Raw genomic sequence first — 22,855 nt, forward strand, 5'->3', positions numbered from 1 at the left:
CAGCAACGAAGCCGTCTGAACTCAGGCGGCTTTTTCTTTTCGGGCGATCGCGTCGACTGCGCGGCGCCTTGCTTCTGCATCAGCCTCGAACACATCGTTGATAGACGTCGCTCCACCAAATGCGATCATTTCCTCCATGACCGTCTCGGCAATATCGGCCATGTCGAGAAACCCGATTCGTTCGTCCACGAAAGCGTCGAACGCGGTTTCTTCAGCTGCATTCATCGCCGCGCCCTGCACGCCGCCACGCTGCAGGGCAGTGCGGGCAAGGCGGAGGGCGGGAAAGCGGGTTTCGTCGGGCGCTTCAAAATCCAGGCGGGCAATCCGGGCGAAATCGAGTCGATCGACGGGAAGCTGAGGCCTCGCCGGAAAGGTGAGGGCATAGCCAATTGCAGTGCGCATGTCGGGAACGCCGAGCTGCGCGATGACCGAGCCATCTGAATAGCCAACCATGGAATGGATAATGGATTGCGGGTGAACGATGACCTCAATCTGTTCAGGCCCGACATCGAAGAGATGCTTTGCCTCGATCATCTCCAGCGCTTTGTTGAACATCGAGGCGCTGCCGACGGAAATCTTCAGACCCATCGACCAGTTCGGATGCGTCCGCGCCGCTTGTACCGTGACTTCCGCCATCTGCTCCCGGCTGTGCGTGCGGAACGGACCACCTGAAGCGGTCAATATTATCCGCTCAAGGCTAGGCCGCTGATCTTTTTCGAGACACTGGAAGATCGCGCTGTGCTCACTATCGACCGGTATCAGTCGACCGCCGCCCTTTTGAACGGCCTGGACGAAGAGTTCGCCGGCGGAGACGAGGCACTCCTTGTTGGCGAGCGCGATCGTTGCCCCGCGCGCTGCTGCAGCCAGCGTCGGAGCGAGTCCGGCGGTGCCGACGATGGCAGCCATGACCCATTCGGCATTCATAGTCGCCGCCTCAATAAGACCCGACCGGCCCGCAGCCACCACGGTTCCGGTGCCGTCCAGCGCGTCTTTCAAGGCAACATACTGGCTTTCGTCCGCAGTTACCGCCATGCGGGCGCCGGTCGCTCTTGCCTGCTCCGCCAGAAGCGTAATGTTGCCATTTCCGGTCAGCGCCATGATCTCGAAACGATCGCGGCCGCCCAGATGCCGGATCACATCCAGCGTGTTGACGCCGATCGATCCCGTCGAGCCCAGAACCGTAAGGCGATGCGGGGCGGTTTCTTCCTTGAACATTCGAAAATCCGGCTGATACTTCGCTCCCGTAAGGCTCTACAAGGGAAAGCAGCGGTCAGCAAGGCTCCACCGGGGAAGCCATTTTCGGCCGTCAGAAGCTGGCACCGTCGAGAGGCGATGGCGGCCGAGGGAGATGAAATAGATGCCAGTTGCGCGTAGAATAGTTGACTATCCTTGGCCAATCATTGCGGCGTGGGCTCTCGTCGCGCTGATCGCCGGCGCCGCAGCCCACGCCTTAGGTTATCCCGCGTTGTCTGTCACTGCATGGCTTCTGGGTGCATTGCCGGTCCTTGCCGTCATGGTCGCGGATATACTGCGGTCGCTGTCGCGTGGCCAGGCGGGGGTCGACATCATCGCCGCGCTATCGATCACCGCAGCCATCGCTTTCGACGAATCCCTGGCAGCTGCGATCGTGGCCCTGATGTATGCGGGAGGTCGGTTGCTGGAGAGCTTCGCGGAGGGCCGGGCGCGGCGCGAGATGACGGCCCTTCTCGGACGGGTTCCGCGCACGGCCCTCCGCTATCACAATGGCGAACTCTCCGAGGTGCCGCTCGACGGTCTGGTTCCCGGGGAGCGAATTCTCGTTCGTCGCGGCGAGGTTATCCCTGTAGACGGTCGTCTTGCAGAGGGGTCTGCCGATTTGGACATGTCCGCTCTGACAGGCGAATCTACCAGTGTGCGGCGTCTACCGGGGGAGGAGGTTCCGAGCGGTTGTGTTTCACTCGGAGCGGCATTCGACCTCATCGTATTGCGGCCTGCGGCGGAAAGTACGTATGCCGGTATCGTTCGCCTCGTTGAACAGGCGCAAGCGAGCCGCGCGCCAATTGTCCATCTCGCGGATCGGTACGCGCTGTTTTTCCTGGGTGCAACCCTGCTTACGGCGGCTTTGGCGTGGTGGCTCTCCGGTGACCGGCAGCGCGCGCTTGCCGTCCTCGTTGTTGCTACGCCATGCCCTCTTATCCTGGCCGTGCCCGTCGCGTTGATATCCGGGCTATCGCGCGCGGCCTCCGAGGGCGTGCTGATCAAGAGCGGTGCCGCGCTGGAAATGCTGGCACGCGTGAAAGTCGCGGTGCTCGACAAGACAGGCACCATGACCACCGGATCGGCGGGCGTGATGGAGGTGCGCGCCGTGACCGGGTTCGAAGACAGAGAGGTTCTTCGTCTGGCCGCCTCGCTGGATCAGGCGTCCGGGCATGCAAGTGCTCGCAGCCTGGTGGCGGCCGCGCATCTGGCGGGACTGACCCTTTCCTCACCATCGGATGTCATGGAAACGTCGGGAAGCGGGCTCGAAGGTCTTGTCGACGGCCGTCGCGTCGTGGTCGGTGGCAGTGACTTCGTCAGGTCACGCTCGTTGGAAGGCGATCCCCACGAACTGGGACGGGACATTCCGCCGGGTTCCGCCGTGGTTGCCGTCGCGGTCGATGGGCTGGTCGCAGGAATCATCCTTCTCTCAGATCAGTTGCGAGCCGACGCGAAGGATCTTTTGGCGGCACTGCGCGGTTCTGGGATTCAGCGCCTGGTGATGGCGTCAGGCGATCAACGCGGCATTGTGGCCACAATAGGCAGCACGCTTGGCGTCGAAGCTTCGCACGGTGAGGTCTTGCCACTCCAGAAGGTCGCGATTGTCCAGGACGAAAAGCGCTATGGGCCGGTGTTGATGGTTGGCGATGGCGTCAACGACGCCCCGGCGCTGTCGGCTGCCGATGTCGGCGTCGCCGTCGGAGCCGGAGGTGTCGCGGCGTCCGCCGAAGTCGCGGACGTCGTTCTGCTGGTTGACGATCTCAATCGGCTCGCCGACGCTATCAGTATCGCGCGACGAACCCGCCGGATCGCGCTGCAAAGCGTGTGGGTCGGGATCGGGCTTTCGTTGATAGCGATGGTGGCTGCCGCAATCGGCTTTCTGCCACCAGTGCAAGGAGCCTTGCTGCAGGAGCTTATCGATGTCACCGTGATCCTGAATGCGCTGCGGGTGCTCACGCCTGCTTCGAGCGGCCGCCACTCCTAGACGCATCATCCTTTGACGCGAGAAGGGCGGCTAGGCGCCGCTCGCTGACCCGCAGCCCGGGTGTGGCACCATCTCCGTTCCACCAAGGCATATCGTCGCCCGGATCCGCTGCGGCGAGTTCGAGTACCGCGGGATGGACATAGCTCTTTCGGCAAATCGTCGGTGTGTTGCAGAGTTCCGTTGACGCCGCCTGGCACATCTCTCGTATCGTGGGTTTCCGTCCCTGTCGTAGTGCCGCGCAAGCGGCATCTAGCGCCGCGACCGTCCCGCCCCAAGTCCGGAAGGTTTTCGCCGAGATATCCAAGTCCGCTGTTTCGGTGAGATAGGCGTTGAGGCGCCCGGAATCGACACGATGAGCAACGCCATCATCGTCCTTCCACGCGAAGAACTCGCGTCCGGGCAGATCGGCGATCGCTTCCAAGATACGTTGTAGTTTGGGGTGTCGGAGCGTTCGTTGCACCCGCTTGCCGCCTTTGGCTCGAAAACTCAGGCGTATGCCGTCATCGGTGAAGGTGAAATGCCGCTTGAGCAGCGTGGTCGCTCCATAAGAGCCGTTTTGCAGTGTGTAGGACCGGTTCCCCACCCGAAGATGTGTAACGTCCAAGAGTGCGACGAGCGCCGCGAGTAGAAATCGCGCATCCCCTGAGTTGGCTTCCAGATCACGTTGTATTGTCCGCCTGATGCGAGGCAGTGCGCGTGAAAAAGCCAGCAGATCTGCGTATTTCTGACGACTTCGCCACTCCGACCATTCCGGATGATAGCGGTATTGCTTCCGCCCCGTGTCATCGAAACCCGTGGCCTGCAGGTGACCATTCTCGTCTAGACAAATCCAGACCTTCTTATAGGCCGGCGGTAGGCCCAGTTTCCTGATGCGCTCGAGATGCGTTTCCTCCCTCAATAGGCTGCCGTCGGGCAGCCGATAGCAGAAACCGCGGCCCTTCCGCTGCCTCGATATGCCTGGCATTTCGTCGCTGACATAGACGAGCCCGATCCGGGCCAAAGCCCGAGGTTCTGAAGTTCCGCCTGGTTTGCTGTCCATGACCCGTTCATCCCGGTGAATGCTGGAACGGCAGCAACGTCCCGACAAGGTTCGGGTTCCCAAGGGCGTCTTGGTCAGGTTGTGGATGGGAGTACAGGTTCTATGGTGATCCCGGCGCGATTCGAACGCGCGACCCCCAGATTAGGAATCTGGTGCTCTATCCTGCTGAGCTACGGGACCACTCGGCTTCACCCATACAAAAGCGAAATCGACTCGCCAAGCGAAAAAGCGGCATGGTCAGTCCGTGAGACGCTGTTCGGCGAGGCGAACCCAGTATGAGATGCCGTACGGGATGACCTCGTCGTTGAAATCATAAGCAGGATTGTGAAGGCCGGGTGTATCGCCATTGCCAATCATGATGTAGGCGCCCGGTCGCGACTGCAACATGAAGGCGAAGTCCTCGCCGGCCATTGAGGCGTCCACGTCGGTGTCGACGCTGGCTGTGCCCGCAATATCAATCGCGGCCCGCGCTGCATGCTCGGTCTCGGCCGCGTGGTTGACGGTGACCGGGCACGCCCGTTCGTAGTCATAGGCGATCCTCGCGTCGTGCGCGGCAGCGATGCCTTCGGCGATTTCGCGGATTCGGCGCTCGGCGAGATCACGAACGCCTTCGTCGAGCGACCTGACCGTACCTGTGATTATGGCCTCTTCAGGGATGATGTTGTGCGTCGTCCCGGCATGGAACTGGGTGACGGAGACAACAACCGAACGCAGCGGATTGGCATTGCGTGCGGCGATCACCTGAAGCGCGTTGACGATCTGCGCGCCGATCACGATCGTGTCGGCCGTATTGTGCGGTTCGGCCGCGTGTCCGCCGCGACCCGTGATGGTAATGGAGAACTTGTCGGGCGCCGCCATGATCCCGCCCTTGCGGATCGCGAAGCTTCCGAGACTCTTTCCAGGCATGTTGTGCATGCCATAGACTTCCTGAATGCCGAAGCGATCCATCAGGCCATCCTCGACCATGGCCAGCGCGCCGCGACCACCCTCCTCTGCCGGTTGGAAGATGACGACCACCGAGCCGTTGAAGTTGCGTGTTTCGCAGAGGTATTTCGTAGCACCCAGCAGCATAGCCGTGTGGCCGTCATGACCGCAGGCGTGCATCTTTCCGGGCGATTGCGACGCCCATGGTTTGCCACTGATTTCCTCCAATGGAAGCGCGTCCATGTCAGCCCGCAGCCCAATGGCGCGATTGCTTTCTCCACGTCCCTTGATGACCCCGACAACACCGGTACGGCCGAGACCGGTGACGACCTCGTCTACGCCGAATTCTTTTAGTTTCTGGGCGACGAAGGCTGCCGTTTGCTCGACATCGTAGAGAATTTCCGGATTCGCGTGCAGGTGCCGGCGCCACTCCGTGACTTCCCGTTGCAATTCCGCGGCGCGATTCAGTATCGGCATGATCACAATCCTGTTTTATGGCGGACCGGGTTTGAACCAGCCGCATATTTGACGCATTCGACCTGCTTTGCGATAGGTTGACTATCTAGGACAAATAATCCGACATTACGAGGCATATCCAGACAACGGAGGGTTAATCGTGCAGAGGCCGAACAACGGGCTGTTGGCCGATATCAAGAGAATCGGCATCATAATCGCCCTTTTGCCTGCGCTCGTCGCGGGGACCGCCGCACACGCAAATGCCAATCCGGTGATGCTGGTGGATGTCGGCTCCGGCCGTGTGCTGGAACACGAGGAAGCTTTCCGCAAATGGTATCCGGCGTCGCTCACCAAGCTCATGTCAGTATACACGGTCTTCCGTGCGATACGGGCCGGTGAAGTCTCGACCGACACGATCGTGACCATGAGCCAGCGCGCGGCAGCGGAACCGGCAAGCAAGATGTATTTCAAGCCCGGCGCGAAGATGACGCTCGACAGCGCCCTGAAGATCATGATGGTCAAGTCGGCGAACGATGTCTCGGTCGCCGTTGCCGAAGCCGTTGGCGGCTCGTTGGACGGGTTCGTGGCGCGGATGAACGCTGAGGCGGCCAGGCTCGGCATGTCGTCGTCGCGGTTTATCAATCCTCATGGATTGCCAGGCAAGGGCCAGTATACCACTGCCCGGGATCTGGCTGTGCTGACGCTGGCACTTCGGCGTGAATTTCCGGAATATGCGGGCTACTTCTCGCTAGAGGGCATCACGACCGGAAAGAAGAGCTACCCGAACTACAATCTGCTGATCGGCCGTTTTGATGGTGCCGACGGCATGAAGACGGGATATATCTGCGCTTCCGGTTTCAATCAGATATCCTCGGCAACGCGCAATGGCCGAACGGTTGTTTCGATCGTGCTTGGGGCGGACAGTCTCGGTGCTCGAGCGGACCGATCGGCCGATCTCCTGCAAAAGGGCCTCACCACCGCGCCATCGACAGGCGTTCGTATCGACGCGCTGGCACCCTATGGCGAGGGGCGTGAAACTGTCGCCGATGTCAGCGCGCAAATCTGCAATCCACAGGCGCGTCAGGTTCGTAGCGAAGGCCGCGATGAAGCGGGGCGAATGAAGATGTTCTCACCCTATATTCGCGAGATGGCCCGCGAGCCCAACTACGTGTTTGCCGGCCTCTTGCCGGGCACGGAAGTGGTGGATACGAAGGGCGGAAAATCCGGTGGGGCGCCGGAACTGGCGAATATCCCGATCCCGATCCCGCGCCCCTCCTTCTGATCCAAAAGGACTTCTACGATGGCTCCAAGACGCGACCGACTGGCGGTGTCGATCATAACGGGTTTCCTGGGGGCCGGAAAATCGACGCTGCTCAACCGGGTGCTGAAGGATCCGGCGATGAACGATGCCGCGATCATCATCAACGAGTTTGGTGAGGTCGGTATCGATCATCTTTTGGTCACGGCGTCCGATGACAGCATAATCGAACTCTCCGACGGCTGCCTCTGCTGCACGATCCGTGGGACGCTTGTCGATACGCTGGCGATGATCATGGACACGATCCAGACCGGCGGCATGCGGACGCTGTCACGTGTGGTGGTCGAAACGACGGGGCTTGCCGATCCGGCCCCCGTCATGCAGTCGGTGATGGGACACCCCGTCATTGCGGAAAGCTTCGAGCTTGAAGGCGTGGTCACCGTCGTTGACGGCGTCAACGGTCTGGCTACGATCGAGCGCTATCCCGAAGCGCTGAAACAGGTCGCTGTGGCGGACAAGATCGTGTTGTCGAAACTGTCGATGTCAGATGGAGCGTCTGTCGACGCACTTCGCACTCGCCTCAAGGCGCTCAATCCCAAGGCATTGCTCGTCGATGCCGACGGTGAGGCTGCCGGTCGTGTCGACCTTTTCGAGAATGGTCTCTACGATCCCGCGACCAAGACGGCAGATGTCGGACGCTGGCTGAAGGATGAAGCGGCTCATGATCACGGCCATCGTGGGCATCACCATCATGATCATGACCACGGTCATCACGAGCATGATCACGATATCAATCGCCATGGTGATACGATCCGGTCCTATTCGCTGATGCATGACAGGCCGATCGATCCGAAAGCGTTGGAGATGTTCATAGACCTGCTCCGCTCGGCGCATGGGGAGAAGATCCTGCGCATGAAGGCGGTCGTGGCGCTGTCGGACCATCCGGAAAGACCGCTGGTGCTTCACGGCGTTCAATCCGTGTTTCACAGGCCGGAGCGTCTCGACGCATGGCCTGACCCGGCAGATCGACGGACACGCCTGGTCCTCATCACCGATGGTCTGGAAGAGGCCTACGTCCGGGATCTCTTTGATGCGTTTGTCGGTAAGCCGGTCATCGACCATCCTGACCGTGCGGCGTTGGAAGACAATCCGCTCGCCGTAGCCGGTTTCAAGTTCTGATTTCTTGATGCGGGTTCATCCCCCGCCGGATGGTGAAGCGATGGCCACCCTCGGTCGTAATTTCTTGTACTAGTGAATGTCCATGTTCCCGACAGAAATGGGGAATGTCTATTGCCGCCAGCGGGTCGGACGTTTCCACTGTCAGAAGTTCACCGTCCGCCATCCGGGCAAGGCGGCGTTTGGTCTTCAGGACCGGAAGAGGGCACTTCAGGCCTCTAAGATCATAGACCGTGGTGGTTCCGTCCGTCATTGGGTCACCCAGAACTTCCAGAACGGTTTCTTCGCCGCAGTCTGAAGGTTCTCGGGAGTTGTTGTCGGATTTGGCTGTGGTACTGCTACGTCGGATACCGCCTGGGGCGTTTGATCCTGTTGCCGGGATTGCGGCGAGGCCTGCGCGGCGGAAGCAGGAGCCGCAGGCTGAGGGGCAGGTTCCGCAGCCTGCTGGCGACCGCTTCCGAAGATGTTCCAGAATGATTTCTTCGGCGGCTGTGGCGCGGCGGCTGTCTCGGATTTGACAGGATTGGGAGTAGGCACCGGAACCGAAGCGGCTTGCGCGGCGCTCGGCTGCACGGCCGCCGCTTGACGTGCTTCTTCGGCGGCCTTGGCTGCTTCCGCCTTCGCCATCGCAGCCTTTTCGAATTCCTCTATGCTCAGCAGCTTGCCGGCCTTGAGCGCCGAACCGGTGGGCGCATAAGCCAGATCATTGGCTTTCCGCTGCTTTGCCACCAACGCCTTGCGTTCGGCTTCGGTCGGGTCATACCATATCTTGCCGTCATACTTCTTCATTGCCTTGCCGTAATCCTTGGCATAGGCGAGTTCGTAGGACTTCATCGCCGAGGCAAGTGCCGGAGGCGTGCTCATCGGCGGACAGGCGCCTGTGGGGTTGAACTTGGCGTTGCCTTCCGGCTGCTGATTGAAGACGTATTTCTTCTCGCAGACATTTACCTCCGGCGGGCGCTTCGTAATCTCGAACTGGTCGTATCCGACCTTCAGCATCTTCCAGAATTCGTTATGTTCGCTCAGCCGGTGACGGGCCATGTTTTCGGCTGTCATGCGGAAGGGCAAAGCCTGAAGCTGAATCGTCTGTTGCCCGCCCTTGAAAGCGTCACGGGCGAAAGCATAGATCTCGAGGATCTGTGCATCCGTCATCGAATAACAACCCGACGACGAACACGCGCCATGGATCATCAGGTTCGATCCCGTTCGACGATTTGCTGCATCGAACCGGTTCGGGAAGCCGGTATTGATCGCAAGGTAATAGCTTGACCGCGGATTAAGGTGATACGGCGACAGTGAGTAGAAGCCTTCCGGTGCCTGTCTGTCGCCTTCCTTGACCTTCGGTCCAAGGCGGCCCGACCAGGCGCATATCTGGTATTCCTTCAGCTTCTCAAACCGGTTATCGCGTCTCGCCTTCCATATCTCAAGAACGCCTTCTTCCTTGAGAATGCGGATCATGATCGGCGAATTGCGGTCCATGCCCCGTGCGCGAATGTCGGCAAGGATTGCAGGCGACAGCGGATGATCGTCTTTGTCCTGCACCTTGCTCACGTCGACGCTCTCGAGCGTTTCGCTCGCATTGCACGCGGCAAGCGCCAGGGCTGCTGTCAATAGGATTGCGGAGGTTTTCCAGCGCATGAAGAAATGCTCGGTTCAGGCAGTGTTACGCAAACTTCAGTGGCATTCCAAAGTGTCTTGTCGCTACATTAGGAGCGGTTTCTGCAGAAATCATTAACCAAGGCAGCCCAGCTTCGGACACATTTGCGTCAACTATCCCGTGAAATGAGCAGGAATGTGGCGACCTTGAGCTTGTCGATCAGAGGTTCCGTCCAATGTCCAGGAACTTCTGCCGGCGGTCATTTCGCAGTTTCATTCCGTCAATTGCGGAGAGCTCCTTAAGAGCACCTGCGATGACCTCGCCGGTCCGGTCGATGACCGCTTCCGGATCGCGGTGCGCACCGCCAATCGGCTCCGGGATGATGCCGTCGATGACGTTCATCGACTTCAGGTCCTCTGAGGTGATCTTCATGTTCGTGGCTGCCTCACGTGCACGTGTTGAATCGCGCCACAGGATCGATGCCGCACCCTCTGGCGAGATGACCGAGTAGATCGCATGCTCCAGCATGTAGACGCGGTTGCCCGTCGCAATCGCGATCGCTCCCCCGGAGCCGCCTTCGCCGATGACGACGGAAATGATTGGAACACGCAGGCTGAGGCACATCTCTGTCGAGCGGGCGATCGCTTCCGCCTGGCCGCGCTCTTCCGCGCCGACACCTGGATAGGCGCCGGCCGTATCGACAAGCGTGATCACAGGCAAGCCGAAACGATCAGCCATTTCCATGACGCGAATGGCCTTGCGGTAGCCTTCCGGACGTGGACTGCCAAAATTGTGCTTCAGGCGGGTCTTCGTGTCGGAGCCCTTCTCCTGGCCGATCAATACCACCGGCTGTCCGTTGAAACGCGCGAGTCCCGCCTGGATGGCGGCGTCCTCGGCAAACTTCCGGTCGCCCGCAATCGGTGTGAATTCCGTGAAAAGCCGCGTCGAATAGTCGATGAAGTGCGGGCGCTGCGGGTGACGCGCGACCTGCGTCTTCTGCCAGGCGTTCAGCTTGGAATAGATTTCCTCGGTCGCCTCGCGCACACGGGTTTCGAGACGCGTGATTTCTTCGGAGGTGTCGATGCTTTCGTCTTCGCTCGCGAGCTTTTTCAGTTCGCGGATTTTCCCCTCGAGGTCGGAGATGGGTTTTTCGAAGTCGAGATAATTGTGCATTAAATCCGTTTCCGATCGTTTGGCCCGTCTGCACGGGGAGCGTGGTACCGGCTGTTGGCGGTCCTAATCCTGCTTTTTGGCCTGTTTGGCAAGAGGGTGATGGGTTTCAACCACCTGCCGGAGCCTTTCTTCCAGTACATGCGTATAGATTTGTGTCGTCGAAATGTCGCTGTGACCCAGTAGTTCCTGCACGACGCGCAGATCAGCGCCATTCTGCAGCAGGTGGCTCGCGAAGGCGTGGCGCAGGACGTGCGGCGACACGGCGACCGATGGTAGGCCGGCGCGTGCAGCGAGGTCCTTGAGATCGCGCGCGAACACCTGTCTCGGTAGGTAGCCTTCCTTGCTGGCGGCAGGAAACAACCAGGGGCTTTCCGCCGCGAGATCGGGCTCTTCGTTGATCAGGGCGTGGCCGTACGTTGCAAGGGACTCCTTCGCAGGACGCGAGAGCGGCACCAGACGCTCCTTGTTACCCTTGCCCTTGATCAACAGAAAGCCTTCCGTCCGGGACAATACGGTCGCTGGAAGCGCCACCAACTCGCTAACACGCATGCCGGTCGCATAGAGAAGTTCGAGCAAGGCCAGCAGACGCAGCCGCTGCAACTGACCCTTTCCCGGCTGGCGGGCCTCTTCAGCACCCAAGGCAAGCAACCGATCCACCTGTTCCATAGAGAGGGTCTTGGGCAGAGGTCTGCGTTTCCTGGGGGCGTCGAGTGTGGCCGTTGGATCGTCCTCCCGGAGACCCTCCGCGTAGAGAAACTTGTAGAACTGTCGCATGGACGAAAGACGCCGGGCCTGCGATGTCGGCTCGAAGCCGCGACCTTCAAGATCGCCGAGATAGGCAGACAGGTCCGGAGCGCTCGCGGTTGTCACTGAGGTTTGTCTTGATGTAAGGAAATCCCTGAGATCATCCAGGTCGCGCTCATAAGCTGCGAGCGTATTTCCGGCAGCCCCGCGTTCCGCGCTCATCATTTCGAGAAACGACTCGATATGCGCTCCGCCGAGATCCTTCAAGTCGCATCCTTCCGAAGTTTGAGGCTCAGGGGTTTTGCGGATTCACCCGCTCAGACGGTATGCGCACGACCACGTCACGCTCGCGTGGTTCGACAAAGACCACGAGCGCAAACATCAGCCCGTAGACCGCGGCCGCCGCGGTGACACAGAAAAACAGAAAGCGGAACAGTGTGGGCATCCGGCTCACCTTTTGGACGTGCTGGAGTATATGAAGAACCTCGTGCGCGAGTGCAAGGCGCGCGCTCTTTTCACCGCCTCGGCTTGACGGCATGGACGGAAACAACAATACCGTTCGGGTGGAGACTTAAAGACGCCAGATGACGGACATGACCTCGACCATAGCCCTGTCTCTCGGGGATAGGGCCCGGAATGCCCTCGGGCGGCGAAACCTGGTTTTCGTTGGCCTTATGGGGGCTGGCAAGTCCGTGATCGGACGCATGGTGGCAACCCAGATGGGGCTGCCGTTCATTGACACCGATACCGAAATAGAACGCGTGTCGCGGATGACGATCAGTGAACTCTTCGCGGCCTACGGGGAACGGGAGTTTCGTGCGCTTGAAACCCGGGTCATTCAACGCTTGCTAAAGTCGGGGCCTCGCGTCATTTCAACGGGTGGGGGCGCGTTCATCAACGAAAACACGCGGCGTCAGATCGAGAAGGGTGGCATCTCGCTTTGGCTTCGCGCGGATCTGGATGTGCTGTGGGAGCGCGTCAACAAGCGCGATCATCGGCCTCTGCTGAAAACGGAGAACCCGAAGCAGACGCTGGAGAACCTGATGAACCAGCGGTATCCCGTCTATGGGCTCGCGGACATCACGATCCAGTCCCGCGATGTTCGCAAGGAGGTCATCGTGAACGAGGTTCTCGAGGCCGTGGCGGCGTTCGAGAAGGAAAGTATGAAGACGACATGAAAAGCAGCGAGACTTCCGAGCGCCTGGTCCATGTGCCGCTGGGCGACCGTGCCTATGACATCCTGATTGGTCCCGGTTTGATCGGCCGCGCCGGCGGAGAGATCTCGACGCGGATCAAGGGTCGCAAGGCTGCGATCGTCACCGACGAGAATGTCGCCAATCATTATCTCGAAGCGCTGATAGACAGCCTTGAAGCCGACGGCATCGACGCGACCTCACTCATTCTGCCTGCCGGTGAGAAGACCAAAAGCTTCGAGCATCTGACCCGCGTCTGCGATGCTCTTCTGGAGGCAAGGATCGAACGCAACGACACTGTCATCGCCCTCGGCGGCGGCGTGATCGGCGATCTTGCCGGTTTTGCCGCTGGAATCGTGCGGCGTGGCGTGCGCTTCGTGCAGATGCCGACTTCTCTGTTGTCGCAGGTCGATTCATCTGTTGGTGGCAAGACGGGAATAAACACCCGACATGGCAAAAACCTTATTGGCGTCTTTAACCAGCCGGATCTGGTGCTGGCTGACACGGACGTGCTGCAGACGCTCAGCGATCGCGAGTTTCGCGCGGGGTACGCCGAAGTAGCCAAGTACGGCCTGATCGACAAGCCCGACTTCTTCGTCTGGCTGGAACGCAACTGGCGTGACGTGTTCGCCGGCGGGGCGGCTCGGATTGAGGCGATCGCGACAAGTTGCCAGGCAAAGGCGGAGGTCGTGGTCGCTGACGAGCGCGAGACGGGCCGTCGTGCGCTCCTCAATCTGGGGCACACCTTTGGGCATGCGCTGGAAGCGGCGACCGAGTACGATAGCAGTCGCCTCGTGCATGGCGAGGGCGTCGCGATCGGTATGGTGCTGGCGCATCAGTTCTCGGCACGCCTCAATCTCGCGAGCCCTGACGACGCCGAGCGTGTCGAAACGCACCTGAAGACCGTTGGCCTGCCGACCCGCCTGTCCGATATTCCAGGCGAACTGCCGCCGCCGGAGGTGCTGATGCGTGCGATTGCTCAGGACAAGAAGGTCACCGGCGGCAAGCTCACATTCATCCTGACGCGTGGCGTTGGTCAATCGTTCGTCGCCAACGACGTTCCGTGTTCCGAAGTCGTTACGTTCCTGGAGGAAAAACATCCGCAATGACAGCTGACTGGTTCTTGTCGCTCGTCGCCGAATACTGGCTCATTGTCGTCGCCATCCTGGCGCTGATCGTTGCCTCGGGCTTTTTCTCCGGATCAGAGACCGCTCTGACGGCGACGTCGCGCGCGCGGATGCACACGATCGAGAGTAATGGTGATGTGAGAGCCGGTGTCGTCAACGCCTTGATCGAACGGCGCGACCGGCTGATTGGAGCCCTGTTGATCGGCAACAATCTGGTCAACATTCTCGCATCCTCGCTGACGACGAGCCTGTTCCTCGGTCTGTTCGGCGACTCTGGCGTTGCCATCGCAACGATCGTGATGACCGTGCTTCTCGTGATCTTTTCGGAGGTTCTGCCGAAGAGCTGGGCGATTTCCGCGCCGGAGCGGTTTGCTCTCTTCGTGGCGCCTGTTGTTCGCATGTTCGTGATCGTGGTCGGGCCGTTGTCTTCGGCGGTGAACTACATTGTCCGTGCGATCCTGGCGCTGTTCGGCCATACGCTCTCGCGCGAAACATCCATGCTGACCGCACATGAAGAACTGCGCGGTGCGGTGGATCTTCTTCATCGCGAGGGCTCCGTCGTGAAGGCCGATCGCGACCGCCTCGGCGGTGTTCTCGATCTCGGCGAGTTGGAAGTCTCCGACGTCATGATCCACCGGACCTCGATGCGCGCCGTCAACGCTGATGATCCGCCGGAGACGGCCGTTCGTGCCGTGCTCGAAAGTCCCTATACGCGCATGCCGCTTTGGCGCGGTTCGACCGACAACATCATCGGCGTGGTCCATGCCAAGGATTTGCTGCGCGCTCTGGCCGAGCCCGGGGTGGAACCTCAAAACCTCGATATCGTCAAGATTGCCCAAAGACCATGGTTTGTTCCCGATACGACGAACCTCAAGGACCAGCTGAACGCCTTTCTGAGGCGTAAGGTGCACTTCGCGGTGGTTGTCGACGAGTATGGCGAAGTCCAGGGTATCGTCACGCTTGAAGACATTCTCGAAGAAATCGTCGGTGATATTTCCGACGAACACGACATCGAGATTCAGGGTGTCCGCCAGGAGGCGGACGGTTCCATCGTGGTTGACGGTTCAGTGCCGATCCGAGACCTCAATCGGGCGCTGGACTGGCAGCTTCCGGACGATGAGGCAACGACAATCGCGGGCCTTGTCATCCATGAATCAAAGCTGATTCCCGATGAGCGTCAGGCTTTCACCTTCCATGGGAAGCGATTCATCGTGATGAAACGCGAAAAGAACCGGATTACGCGGATTCGCATCCGGCCGTTGGAGGATCAGGCAACGGTCTGAAAAGTCCTTACCAGCGCGTCGGCTCCCCGGGAGCCGACGCCTCGATGGCGAGCGCGTGCAGCCCCGCATCGAATTCCGCTTTCAGCAAATCAGTCACCGCGCGGTGACGCGCGACGCGCGTAAGCCCGGCAAAGGCGGAGGATACGATACGGATACGCATATGCGTCTCGCCGGTACCGTCCATCCCTGGACCGTGACCTGCGTGAAGACCGCTTTCATCGATCACGACAAGCCGGTCGGGAGCCAGTGCCGTAGACAATTTTGTTTCGATGGCGTTCTTGATCGACATCCGTTTCAACCTACCTCACAAACGTCCCACCAAGCCGACATAAATCCGATTTGTCAATTCTTGTCGGCCTTTCGGCAAAGCACCATAATTGTCAGATGAAACTCGACTCGAAATATTTCGACAGAATCCGCACGCGCCGCAAGATTGAGCGCGAACAGGAGCCTGTCGAACCCACGTGCCAATGGGACGGATGCGATCGGCCGGGCGTCCACCGTGCTCCCGTCGGCCGGCACGCCGAGGGGCAGTTCTTTCTGTTCTGCTTCGAGCACGTGAAGGAATACAACAAAGGCTACAACTATTTTTCCGGCCTGTCCGATACCGAGATCGCGCGTTATCAGAAGGAGGCGATCACGGGTCATCGCCCAACGTGGACGATCGGAGTGAATAAGTCCGCGAAATCTTCTCCGTTGCACTCTACGCTGCGCTCCGGATCAGCCGCGTCAAACGCCCGCGTTAAGGATCCCTTCGGCTTCGTCGGCCAGGGTCGCGGCACATCGCCGCGTTTTCCGCAGGCGCGCAAGCTGAAGACGCTCGAGGCGAAGGCCTTCGATACTCTTGGGCTTGCCGGCAGCGCCACAGCGACCGAGATCAAGAGCCGTTACAAGGAGTTGGTAAAAAAACACCATCCTGACGCAAATGGCGGAGATCGTGGCTCGGAAGAGCGTTTTCGCGCTGTCATTCAGGCGTATCAATTGTTAAAGCAGGCTGGTTTCTGTTAAGCGAAAAAGCTAGAAATTGGACTTTGCAGGCGGCCGATCGGACCGACCGGCGTGGAGTGACGATGAGCAAAATTGACCTTGATATCACCAATCTTCCCGACACGACGGTTTCGGTGCGGGAAGTCTTCGGAATCGACAGCGACATCCGCGTGCCGGCCTATTCCCAGGGCGACGCCTATGTGCCGGATCTCGATCCCGATTATTTGTTCGACCGCGAGACCACGCTCGCCATCCTCGCCGGGTTTGCCCACAATCGCCGCGTCATGGTGACCGGCTATCACGGCACCGGAAAGTCGACGCATATCGAGCAGGTCGCTGCCCGGCTGAACTGGCCTTGCGTGCGCGTCAACCTCGACAGCCATGTCAGCCGTATCGACCTCGTCGGCAAGGACGCGATTGTCCTGAAGGATGGCAAGCAGATCACCGAGTTCAAGGACGGCATCCTGCCCTGGGCATACCAGCACAATGTCGCGCTGGTTTTCGACGAATATGACGCCGGTCGTCCGGACGTGATGTTCGTCATCCAGCGCGTGCTGGAATCGTCCGGTCGCCTGACGCTACTCGACCAGAGCCGCGTCATCCGTCCGCACCCGGCGTTCCGTCTCTTTGCGACAGCCAACACGATCGGACTTGGCGACACAACGGGTCTCTATCACGGCACGCAGCAGATCAACCAGGCGCAGATGGACCGCTGGTCAATCGTAACCACACTGAACTACCTGCCGCATGAGCACGAAGTCGATATCATCCTGGCGAAAGTGAAGAGCTTCGCGGCAAATGATGGCGGCCGTGACACGGTCTCGAAGATGGTTCGCCTTGCCGATCTCACGCGCTCCGCATTCATGAATGGCGACCTGTCGACGGTCATGAGCCCGCGTACCGTGATCACCTGGGCGGAAAATGCCGAGATCTTCGGCGACGTGTCGTTTGCCTTCCGGATCACCTTCCTCAACAAGTGCGACGAACTCGAGCGGACGCTGGTGGCCGAGCAGTACCAGCGCGTCTTCGGCACGGAGCTCAAGGAAAGCGCTGCCAACATCGTTCTGGGAGCGTAATCTCAAGCATGGCAGGCCGCGGTGACAATACACGGGCGAAGCCCGGTACAATGGTGGATACAGAGCCATTCCGGCGCGCCGTTACCGGCTGCGTCCGGTCAATCGCGGGTGATGCCGAGGTCGAGGTTGTGTTCGCCAACGAACGTCCGGGTCTTGCGGGTGAACGCGTAAGACTGCCGGAACTTTCCAAGCGGCCGACAGCGCAGGAACTGGCGATCACGCGCGGCCTCGGCGATTCCATGGCGCTGCGCCTTGCCTGCCACGACCAGAAGGTCCATGCGGCTCTTGCTCCGCAAGGCGCTGATGCACGCGCCGTCTTCGATGCGGTGGAGCAGGCCCGGGTCGAGTCGATCGGCGCGCTGCGGATGAGCGGCATGGCCGCCAATATGTCGGCCATGAACTCCGAAAAATATGCCAAGGCGAATTTCGCAGGCATCTCTCGGCAGGAAGACGCTCCGCTCGCCGAAGCCGTTGCCATGCTGGTGCGCGAGACGCTGACGGGCGAGAAGGCGCCGGCAAGCGCGGGTCAGGTCCTTGATCTCTGGCGTCCCTACATCGAGGAAAAGGGCGGCGGCGACCTGTCGTCTCTTCGCGGTGCCATGGAGGACCAGCAGGCTTTCGCCAAGGCGATCCGCCACATGCTGAGCGCCATGGAAATGGCTGAGGACCTCGGTGACGATACCGAGGAAAGCCAGGAGGAAGAAACCACCGACGAGGAGCAGCCCCGCTCCAACGAGGAGGACCAGAACTCCGCGGAGGAGGAAGCCGGCTCCGAGCAGGCGCCCGCAGAGGAGAGCGAGGCCTCGCAAGAGCAGATGGAAGATGGGGAGATGGACGGCGCGGAGATTTCCGACGACGATCTTTCCGATGAGGGCGACGAGGAATCCGAGACACCAGGCGAAATGCGTCGTCCCGCGAGCCCGTTCGACGATTTCAACGAGAAGGTCGATTACAAGGTTTTTACAACCGAGTTCGACGAAATCATCACCGCGGAAGAGCTTTGCGACGAGGCGGAACTCGACCGCCTGCGCGCCTTCCTCGACAAGCAGCTCGCGCACCTTCAGGGCGCCGTCGGGCGTCTCGCCAACCGTCTGCAGCGCCGCCTGATGGCGCAGCAGAACCGGTCCTGGGACTTCGATCTGGAAGAAGGTTATCTGGACAGCGCGCGGCTCGTACGTATGGTCATCGATCCGATGCAGCCGCTGTCGTTCAAGATGGAGCGCGACACGCAGTTCCGCGACACCGTCGTCACGCTCGTGATCGACAATTCAGGCTCCATGCGCGGCCGGCCGATCACGGTCGCCGCGACCTGCGCGGACATCCTGGCGCGGACGCTGGAGCGCTGCGGCGTGAAGGTGGAAATCCTCGGATTTACCACAAAAGCATGGAAGGGCGGACAGAGCCGCGAGAAGTGGCTGGCCGGCGGCAAGCCAGCCACGCCGGGCCGCCTCAACGACCTGCGTCACATCATCTACAAATCGGCCGACGCCCCGTGGCGCCGCTCGCGCCGCAATCTCGGCCTGATGATGCGAGAGGGTCTGCTCAAGGAGAATATCGACGGCGAAGCGCTGATGTGGGCGCATAACAGGCTGGTTGCCCGTCGCGAGCAGCGCAAGATACTGATGATGATCTCCGATGGCGCGCCGGTGGATGACTCGACGCTGTCCGTCAATCCGGGCAATTATCTGGAACGGCATCTGCGTGCCGTGATCGACCAAATTGAAACCCGTTCCCCGGTCGAACTTCTGGCAATCGGTATCGGCCATGATGTGACGCGCTACTACAGCCGCGCTGTGACCATCGTCGATGCCGACGAACTTGCTGGCGCGATGACAGAGCAACTCGCTGCCCTGTTCGAAGACAAGGCCGGCGCCGGCCGCCGGTCGCGTTAAACGTCGGTGGCGTTTGTCGCGACAAAATCCGCGACCGGGTCGGTGTCGGGTCTTCTTCCGTCGGCCCCTGCCTGTCGCTTCATTTCTTCCTCGATGTATTCCGTAATTGCATCCTCGATGGCCTTCCGCTCCTCCGGCGGCATTGCCTCCAGGCTCTCTTCGGTCAGACCGTTCGCTACGAGATATTGAGCCCTGAGCTTTTCGGCGAGCGACATGTTCACCCACTCGGCGAACTGATCACGCCGGTCTTGCACGAGCGGGTCAGCCGTGTCGCCGTAAAGCCCATCCTCAGACGATTCGTCATAGATTAGATTGCTGTCTGGAGCTCCGCCGTTGTTCGCATATCCCTGCAGGACATCCTGGAACCAGGTGTCGAAGTCGTTTGCGGTTGCAGGCTTGAAGGTGGGAGAGATGGCGGCGTTGCCCACCGCGTTGATGCTGGTCATGACGTGTTGTCCTGTTGCGTTGTGATCGCTGCCTGCGAATCTGCCCCTTCTGCCTTGTCCGTGGCTGGGCGTCGCCATGGGGCTTGACCATGCGTTGCCGCGCCCATCGAGTTGCCGTATGACACACGCTTGTCTTCTCAGCCGGATTGCCCCTTTGCCTTGCTTCGCACGCAGACTTCAGTTGTTCGCCTCGGCGTTTTTGCTCTCCTCCGCAAGTGTCGCCCAGGCTTTGCCGGTTCAGGTACATGCAACTCCGATCACCGTGTTTAGATCCGGTGTACCCGACAATCGTCTCGGTGCGCTGGAATTCGTCGGTGGTATGGAACTTTCCTCAGCGGAGCCGTTGTTCGGAGCCTGGTCCTCGATCCGATTTGTGGAAGGGAATAGTTATATTGGAGTGCTGGATACCGGCCACTGGTTCACCGGGACCGTCGTCCGTGACTCAGACGGGCGCATCTCCGGAATAGAAAATGCCGAAATCTCGCCCATGACGGACGCTGCAGGGCGCAGCAATCCCGGCAAAGCCAACATGGACGCCGAAAGCCTGGCGCTTCGAAAGGCGCAGGTTCTGGTCGGCTTCGAACAACGGCACCGGATCGACGTCTATCCGGCCGACAAGCCTGTATCGAGCCGCCCCTTGCGGTCGCTGCAGCTTCCCTTCTCCATTCGCGAGTTGAGGGGTAACGGCGGGCTGGAGACGTTGGCGGTCGCCCCGAAGGGCAGTCCTCTGGCTGGTGCCCTGGTTGCTGTCGCCGAACGCAGCGTCGACGATGATGGGCATCTCTTCGCCGGCATCGTTGACGGTCCGATGAAGGGTGTGTTCAAGGTCGTTCGCCGCGACGAGTTCGATGTTACCGACGGTGCTTTCCTTCCGAATGGCGACCTTCTGTTGCTTGAGCGTCGCTTTTCGCTCGCAACCGGTGTCGGCATGCGTATTCGCCGCATCGACGGGAGAACGATCAGGCCGGGAGCCGTGGTCAATGGCGAGATTCTGCTGGAAGCCGATCTTCGCGACGAGATCGACAACATGGAAGGTATCGATGTCGTTAAGGACGCTGACGGTTCGATCCGCATCATCCTGGTATCCGATGACAACCATTCGATCCTGCAGCGTAATCTCATGCTCGAGTTCCGACTGCTCGAATGAGAAAAGGCCCGAGGCGGGCCTTTTCCAAATCTCATCGCTATCGTCGAAAGGTCAGGCCGCCTGGCTCGACGGCATCGGCTTCAGCGAGTTCATTAGCGCCCCATAGGGCAGCAACATCACCAGTCCGACGATCATCTTGACGGCGAAGTCACCGAGCGCCCATGACATCCAGCGCGGTGCCTCGGTTGCGAACACGCCGAGGATAGGGGCCCATTCGATCGCAAAGTCGTCATTGGCGCCGAGCATGACGAAGGCGGGCGCAAACGACAGCGAGAAGAAGATCACCGTATCGAGAATGGAACCAAAGACGGAACCGAGAAGCGGCGCCTTCCACCAGCTCAGTTGCCGAAGCCTGTTGAAGACTGAAACGTCGAGCAGCTGTCCGGCAAGATAGGCCGTTCCTGATGCAATCGCAATCCGTGGCGAGGAGGTTGCGAAGGACAACGTAACCCCGACGAGGAAGCCGACGAACACCACGCGTCTTGCGATCGAGGGGCCGAACTGGCGATTGGTCAGGTCGGTCACGAGGAAGGCGATCGGATAGGTGAAGGCGCCGTAGGTCAGCAGGTCGGCCAGGTTGATGCCGGCAAACATTGCGTCGACCGGATACTGGACGAGGATGTTCGAGGCGACCACGACGGCCGTCATCACGATGCTGTAGGCGATAAAATAGCGGATCATCTGCATTTTTTTATCCTGGGTGATGCCACCAGTTGGAGGGATGGAGCTCAAAGCAAAAGGCTTGTCGGACCCGCGTCCGTCAAGCCTTTTTTCAAAGAGCAGACTGTAATGCCGGTATCAGGCGGCTTCGGCCGTCTTCTTGGCGATCTGGCGACGCAGCAGGCGGGCGCGCATGCTGAGTTCGTTTTCCGAAGCCTTCAGGAGGAATGCGTCGAGGCCACCGCGATGTTCAACCGAACGCAGGGCAGCAGCAGAAACGCGCAGGCGGAAGCGCTGGCCGAGAACGTCGGAAATCAGGGTGACGTCGCAGAGGTTCGGCAGGAACCTGCGCTTGGTCTTGTTATTGGCGTGGCTGACATTGTTGCCCGTCTGGACGCCCTTGCCGGTCAATTCGCAACTGCGGGACATGATGCACCTATTCTTCTTGTCTTGGATCGTCACGCCGGGCAAAGCCGGTTCCGCAATCCAACTCGTCTATTGGAAAGTTGCGGTTCTATAGTCAGACTGGCCGGGCCAGTCAAGCCATTCCAGGACCTTTCCCGCGCGATCCTGCGATTCATGCTATTTTCTTGCCAAAGTCTGGCGGAAGATGGAGGTCGGAAAGGCAAAGCGGAAGCGGTTCGTTTCCGTAAACGGTACATCATGCTGCGGATCGCACTTTATCTCACTTTGGCAATGGCGGGGCTGTCGCCTGCCTTCGTGCAAGCGGAAGACGTGCAGTCACGTACCGAATACAATATCTCGCTGGCCGGTATTCCGATCGCCAAGGCTTCTTTCCTGACGTTGCTTGCGGCCCGCGGCTACACGATCTCCGGCAGCTTCAGATCCTACGGCATCGTCAACCTCGTTACCGACATCTCGGCCGAGACCAGCGTCTCTGGCGTTGTCAGGAACGAGAACCTGCAAGCGACCTCCTACCGGCTTGTCTACCGCAAGGGCAAAAAAACCGAGACCTACGATGTTCGCTTCAACGACGGCGACGTTGTGTCGTCCGAGATAACGCCGAAGCCGAAGACGCGGCCGAAGTCCTGGGTTCCAGTTACGGAAGCCCATCTCAAGGCGGTTCTCGATCCGTTGAGCAGCCTGCTCATCGCGGAAGGGGAGGATGTCTGCCCTCGGACCCTACCGGTGTTCGACGGTGAAAGCCGGCTGGATCTGGTGCTTAGCGCCAAGGGTGTCAGGGAGTATTCGCAGGGTGAGGTAAAGGCCGACGCGGTGGTCTGTGGTGTTCGTTACATTCCACGCGCAGGCTTTCGAAAGGGCCGCAAGGACATCGAGTATCTTTCGAACGTCAAGGGCATGGAAATCTGGTTTGCAAAGGCCGGCACGCTCCCTTTATATGCCCCTGTCCGTGCCCGCATTCCGACCCAATACGGGCCGGTGGACGTCACAGCGGTACGGTTCGGCAGCTAGAGGGAAGAGGCAACTCTTCCGCT

23 protein-coding genes and 1 tRNA gene are annotated in these 22,855 nt (G+C 60.0%); 11 read left to right on the forward strand and 13 right to left on the reverse strand.

The window, feature by feature from the left end; genetic code table 11:
- Nucleotides 1–21: 21 nt before the first annotated feature.
- Nucleotides 22–1,215, reverse strand: a complete 1,194-nt coding sequence (gene dxr, locus J5J10_RS00805; RefSeq protein WP_211928419.1) for a 1-deoxy-D-xylulose-5-phosphate reductoisomerase — start codon at nt 1,213–1,215, stop codon at nt 22–24.
- A gap of 142 nt (nt 1,216–1,357) precedes the next feature.
- Here dxr and J5J10_RS00810 point away from each other — a divergent pair, with 142 nt between their 5' ends.
- On the forward strand, nt 1,358–3,220 hold the full coding sequence (locus tag J5J10_RS00810) for a heavy metal translocating P-type ATPase (RefSeq protein ID WP_211928420.1): 1,863 nt from the start codon (nt 1,358–1,360) through the stop codon (nt 3,218–3,220).
- On the opposite strand, the gene J5J10_RS00815 is transcribed toward J5J10_RS00810, so the two are convergent.
- The 3 genes from J5J10_RS00815 to J5J10_RS00825 form a co-directional block, all read right to left on the reverse strand.
- Complete coding sequence (locus tag J5J10_RS00815) at nt 3,189–4,259, reverse strand: DNA topoisomerase IB (protein ID WP_211928421.1); 1,071 nt, start codon at nt 4,257–4,259, stop codon at nt 3,189–3,191. The genes J5J10_RS00810 and J5J10_RS00815 overlap by 32 nt on opposite strands.
- A 103-nt stretch (nt 4,260–4,362) precedes the next feature.
- Nucleotides 4,363–4,439, reverse strand: a tRNA-Arg gene (locus tag J5J10_RS00820).
- A 57-nt stretch (nt 4,440–4,496) separates the two neighbouring features.
- Nucleotides 4,497–5,660 carry a M20 aminoacylase family protein gene (locus J5J10_RS00825; RefSeq protein ID WP_211928422.1) on the reverse strand — a complete coding sequence of 388 codons (1,164 nt, stop codon included), beginning with the start codon at nt 5,658–5,660 and terminating at the stop codon, nt 4,497–4,499.
- Between the two features lie 181 nt (nt 5,661–5,841).
- Here J5J10_RS00825 and J5J10_RS00830 point away from each other — a divergent pair, with 181 nt between their 5' ends.
- Together J5J10_RS00830 and J5J10_RS00835 are read left to right on the forward strand one after the other, a co-directional pair.
- Nucleotides 5,842–6,921, forward strand: a complete 1,080-nt coding sequence (locus tag J5J10_RS00830; RefSeq protein WP_348646508.1) for a D-alanyl-D-alanine carboxypeptidase family protein — start codon at nt 5,842–5,844, stop codon at nt 6,919–6,921.
- Between the two features lie 18 nt (nt 6,922–6,939).
- On the forward strand, nt 6,940–8,076 hold the full coding sequence (locus tag J5J10_RS00835) for a GTP-binding protein (RefSeq protein WP_211928424.1): 1,137 nt from the start codon (nt 6,940–6,942) through the stop codon (nt 8,074–8,076).
- Here the strand turns inward: J5J10_RS00835 and J5J10_RS00840 are convergent.
- From J5J10_RS00840 to J5J10_RS00860, 5 genes are all read right to left on the reverse strand, one after another.
- Nucleotides 8,066–8,326, reverse strand: a complete 261-nt coding sequence (locus J5J10_RS00840) for a sulfurtransferase TusA family protein (RefSeq protein WP_211928425.1) — start codon at nt 8,324–8,326, stop codon at nt 8,066–8,068. The genes J5J10_RS00835 and J5J10_RS00840 overlap by 11 nt on opposite strands.
- Nucleotides 8,323–9,711 (reverse strand): murein L,D-transpeptidase family protein, encoded by a 1,389-nt coding sequence (locus J5J10_RS00845; protein ID WP_249116640.1) that lies wholly within the window; start codon nt 9,709–9,711, stop codon nt 8,323–8,325. The genes J5J10_RS00840 and J5J10_RS00845 overlap by 4 nt, the downstream gene beginning before the upstream one ends.
- 178 nt (nt 9,712–9,889) lie before the next feature.
- Nucleotides 9,890–10,843 (reverse strand): acetyl-CoA carboxylase carboxyltransferase subunit alpha, encoded by a 954-nt coding sequence (locus J5J10_RS00850; protein WP_208554341.1) that lies wholly within the window; start codon nt 10,841–10,843, stop codon nt 9,890–9,892.
- A gap of 63 nt (nt 10,844–10,906) precedes the next feature.
- Nucleotides 10,907–11,854 carry a site-specific tyrosine recombinase XerD gene (locus J5J10_RS00855; RefSeq protein WP_211928426.1) on the reverse strand — a complete coding sequence of 316 codons (948 nt, stop codon included), beginning with the start codon at nt 11,852–11,854 and terminating at the stop codon, nt 10,907–10,909.
- Nucleotides 11,855–11,879: 25 nt separating this feature from the next.
- A complete protein-coding gene (locus J5J10_RS00860) occupies nt 11,880–12,032 on the reverse strand; it encodes a hypothetical protein (protein ID WP_211928427.1) in 153 nt (50 codons plus the stop codon).
- Between the two features lie 139 nt (nt 12,033–12,171).
- Here J5J10_RS00860 and J5J10_RS00865 point away from each other — a divergent pair, with 139 nt between their 5' ends.
- Genes J5J10_RS00865 through J5J10_RS00875 form a run of 3 tightly spaced genes read left to right on the forward strand, consistent with a single transcriptional unit; the run spans nt 12,172 to nt 15,190 of the window.
- Nucleotides 12,172–12,765, forward strand: coding sequence for a shikimate kinase (locus tag J5J10_RS00865; protein ID WP_211928428.1), 594 nt, complete (start codon nt 12,172–12,174; stop codon nt 12,763–12,765).
- Nucleotides 12,762–13,889 (forward strand): 3-dehydroquinate synthase, encoded by a 1,128-nt coding sequence (aroB, locus tag J5J10_RS00870; RefSeq protein WP_211928429.1) that lies wholly within the window; start codon nt 12,762–12,764, stop codon nt 13,887–13,889. Before J5J10_RS00865 ends, aroB begins: the two co-directional genes overlap by 4 nt.
- A complete protein-coding gene (locus tag J5J10_RS00875) occupies nt 13,886–15,190 on the forward strand; it encodes an HlyC/CorC family transporter (protein WP_211928430.1) in 1,305 nt (434 codons plus the stop codon). Before aroB ends, J5J10_RS00875 begins: the two co-directional genes overlap by 4 nt.
- A gap of 7 nt (nt 15,191–15,197) precedes the next feature.
- Here the strand turns inward: J5J10_RS00875 and J5J10_RS00880 are convergent, their stop codons facing one another.
- Entirely contained in the window at nt 15,198–15,479 is a 282-nt protein-coding gene (locus J5J10_RS00880; RefSeq protein ID WP_211928431.1) for a BolA family protein, read from the reverse strand.
- Nucleotides 15,480–15,574: 95 nt separating this feature from the next.
- Between J5J10_RS00880 and J5J10_RS00885 the strand changes: the two genes are divergently transcribed.
- The 3 genes from J5J10_RS00885 to cobT all read left to right on the forward strand — a co-directional run bounded on the left by J5J10_RS00885 (nt 15,575) and on the right by cobT (nt 19,145).
- Nucleotides 15,575–16,198 carry a J domain-containing protein gene (locus J5J10_RS00885; protein ID WP_208554335.1) on the forward strand — a complete coding sequence of 208 codons (624 nt, stop codon included), beginning with the start codon at nt 15,575–15,577 and terminating at the stop codon, nt 16,196–16,198.
- A gap of 62 nt (nt 16,199–16,260) precedes the next feature.
- Complete coding sequence (gene cobS / locus J5J10_RS00890; RefSeq protein WP_211928432.1) at nt 16,261–17,253, forward strand: cobaltochelatase subunit CobS; 993 nt, start codon at nt 16,261–16,263, stop codon at nt 17,251–17,253.
- Nucleotides 17,254–17,261: 8 nt separating this feature from the next.
- Nucleotides 17,262–19,145 carry a cobaltochelatase subunit CobT gene (gene cobT / locus J5J10_RS00895; protein WP_211928433.1) on the forward strand — a complete coding sequence of 628 codons (1,884 nt, stop codon included), beginning with the start codon at nt 17,262–17,264 and terminating at the stop codon, nt 19,143–19,145.
- On the opposite strand, the gene J5J10_RS00900 is transcribed toward cobT, so the two are convergent.
- A complete protein-coding gene (locus tag J5J10_RS00900) occupies nt 19,142–19,591 on the reverse strand; it encodes a hypothetical protein (RefSeq protein WP_211928434.1) in 450 nt (149 codons plus the stop codon). The two genes, cobT and J5J10_RS00900, sit on opposite strands and share 4 nt — an antisense overlap.
- A gap of 229 nt (nt 19,592–19,820) precedes the next feature.
- Between J5J10_RS00900 and J5J10_RS00905 the strand changes: the two genes are divergently transcribed.
- Nucleotides 19,821–20,738: an esterase-like activity of phytase family protein gene (locus J5J10_RS00905; protein WP_249116788.1), complete on the forward strand. Its 918-nt coding sequence runs from the start codon at nt 19,821–19,823 to the stop codon at nt 20,736–20,738.
- A 51-nt stretch (nt 20,739–20,789) separates the two neighbouring features.
- Here the strand turns inward: J5J10_RS00905 and J5J10_RS00910 are convergent, their stop codons facing one another.
- A complete protein-coding gene (locus tag J5J10_RS00910; RefSeq protein WP_211928436.1) occupies nt 20,790–21,425 on the reverse strand; it encodes a queuosine precursor transporter in 636 nt (211 codons plus the stop codon).
- A 111-nt stretch (nt 21,426–21,536) separates the two neighbouring features.
- A complete protein-coding gene (rpmB, locus tag J5J10_RS00915) occupies nt 21,537–21,827 on the reverse strand; it encodes a 50S ribosomal protein L28 (protein WP_208554329.1) in 291 nt (96 codons plus the stop codon).
- Between the two features lie 234 nt (nt 21,828–22,061).
- On the opposite strand from rpmB, the gene J5J10_RS00920 reads away from it, so the two are divergent.
- Nucleotides 22,062–22,832: a DUF3108 domain-containing protein gene (locus J5J10_RS00920; RefSeq protein WP_211928437.1), complete on the forward strand. Its 771-nt coding sequence runs from the start codon at nt 22,062–22,064 to the stop codon at nt 22,830–22,832.
- The last annotated feature ends 23 nt before the right edge of the window (nt 22,833–22,855 follow it).

Origin of the sequence: Ciceribacter sp. L1K23 (assembly GCF_018122705.1) — a bacterium.
Taxonomy (GTDB): domain Bacteria; phylum Pseudomonadota; class Alphaproteobacteria; order Rhizobiales; family Rhizobiaceae; genus Allorhizobium.

What these genes read in the sequence shown, in the direction of transcription:
- J5J10_RS00845 (WP_249116640.1), bottom strand. Translation starts at nt 9,711, where the DNA reads ATGCGCTGGAAAACCTCCGCAATCCTATTGACAGCAGCCCTGGCGCTT.
- J5J10_RS00865 (WP_211928428.1), top strand. Translation starts at nt 12,172, where the DNA reads ATGACGGACATGACCTCGACCATAGCCCTGTCTCTCGGGGATAGGGCC.
- cobT (WP_211928433.1), top strand. Translation starts at nt 17,262, where the DNA reads ATGGCAGGCCGCGGTGACAATACACGGGCGAAGCCCGGTACAATGGTG.
- J5J10_RS00860 (WP_211928427.1), bottom strand. Translation starts at nt 12,032, where the DNA reads ATGCCCACACTGTTCCGCTTTCTGTTTTTCTGTGTCACCGCGGCGGCC.
- J5J10_RS00920 (WP_211928437.1), top strand. Translation starts at nt 22,062, where the DNA reads ATGCTGCGGATCGCACTTTATCTCACTTTGGCAATGGCGGGGCTGTCG.
- J5J10_RS00835 (WP_211928424.1), top strand. Translation starts at nt 6,940, where the DNA reads ATGGCTCCAAGACGCGACCGACTGGCGGTGTCGATCATAACGGGTTTC.
- cobS (WP_211928432.1), top strand. Translation starts at nt 16,261, where the DNA reads ATGAGCAAAATTGACCTTGATATCACCAATCTTCCCGACACGACGGTT.
- J5J10_RS00875 (WP_211928430.1), top strand. Translation starts at nt 13,886, where the DNA reads ATGACAGCTGACTGGTTCTTGTCGCTCGTCGCCGAATACTGGCTCATT.
- J5J10_RS00910 (WP_211928436.1), bottom strand. Translation starts at nt 21,425, where the DNA reads ATGCAGATGATCCGCTATTTTATCGCCTACAGCATCGTGATGACGGCC.
- J5J10_RS00810 (WP_211928420.1), top strand. Translation starts at nt 1,358, where the DNA reads ATGCCAGTTGCGCGTAGAATAGTTGACTATCCTTGGCCAATCATTGCG.
- J5J10_RS00825 (WP_211928422.1), bottom strand. Translation starts at nt 5,660, where the DNA reads ATGCCGATACTGAATCGCGCCGCGGAATTGCAACGGGAAGTCACGGAG.
- J5J10_RS00885 (WP_208554335.1), top strand. Translation starts at nt 15,575, where the DNA reads ATGAAACTCGACTCGAAATATTTCGACAGAATCCGCACGCGCCGCAAG.
- J5J10_RS00850 (WP_208554341.1), bottom strand. Translation starts at nt 10,843, where the DNA reads ATGCACAATTATCTCGACTTCGAAAAACCCATCTCCGACCTCGAGGGG.
- rpmB (WP_208554329.1), bottom strand. Translation starts at nt 21,827, where the DNA reads ATGTCCCGCAGTTGCGAATTGACCGGCAAGGGCGTCCAGACGGGCAAC.
- J5J10_RS00880 (WP_211928431.1), bottom strand. Translation starts at nt 15,479, where the DNA reads ATGTCGATCAAGAACGCCATCGAAACAAAATTGTCTACGGCACTGGCT.
- J5J10_RS00900 (WP_211928434.1), bottom strand. Translation starts at nt 19,591, where the DNA reads ATGACCAGCATCAACGCGGTGGGCAACGCCGCCATCTCTCCCACCTTC.
- dxr (WP_211928419.1), bottom strand. Translation starts at nt 1,215, where the DNA reads ATGTTCAAGGAAGAAACCGCCCCGCATCGCCTTACGGTTCTGGGCTCG.
- J5J10_RS00815 (WP_211928421.1), bottom strand. Translation starts at nt 4,259, where the DNA reads ATGGACAGCAAACCAGGCGGAACTTCAGAACCTCGGGCTTTGGCCCGG.
- J5J10_RS00840 (WP_211928425.1), bottom strand. Translation starts at nt 8,326, where the DNA reads ATGACGGACGGAACCACCACGGTCTATGATCTTAGAGGCCTGAAGTGC.
- aroB (WP_211928429.1), top strand. Translation starts at nt 12,762, where the DNA reads ATGAAAAGCAGCGAGACTTCCGAGCGCCTGGTCCATGTGCCGCTGGGC.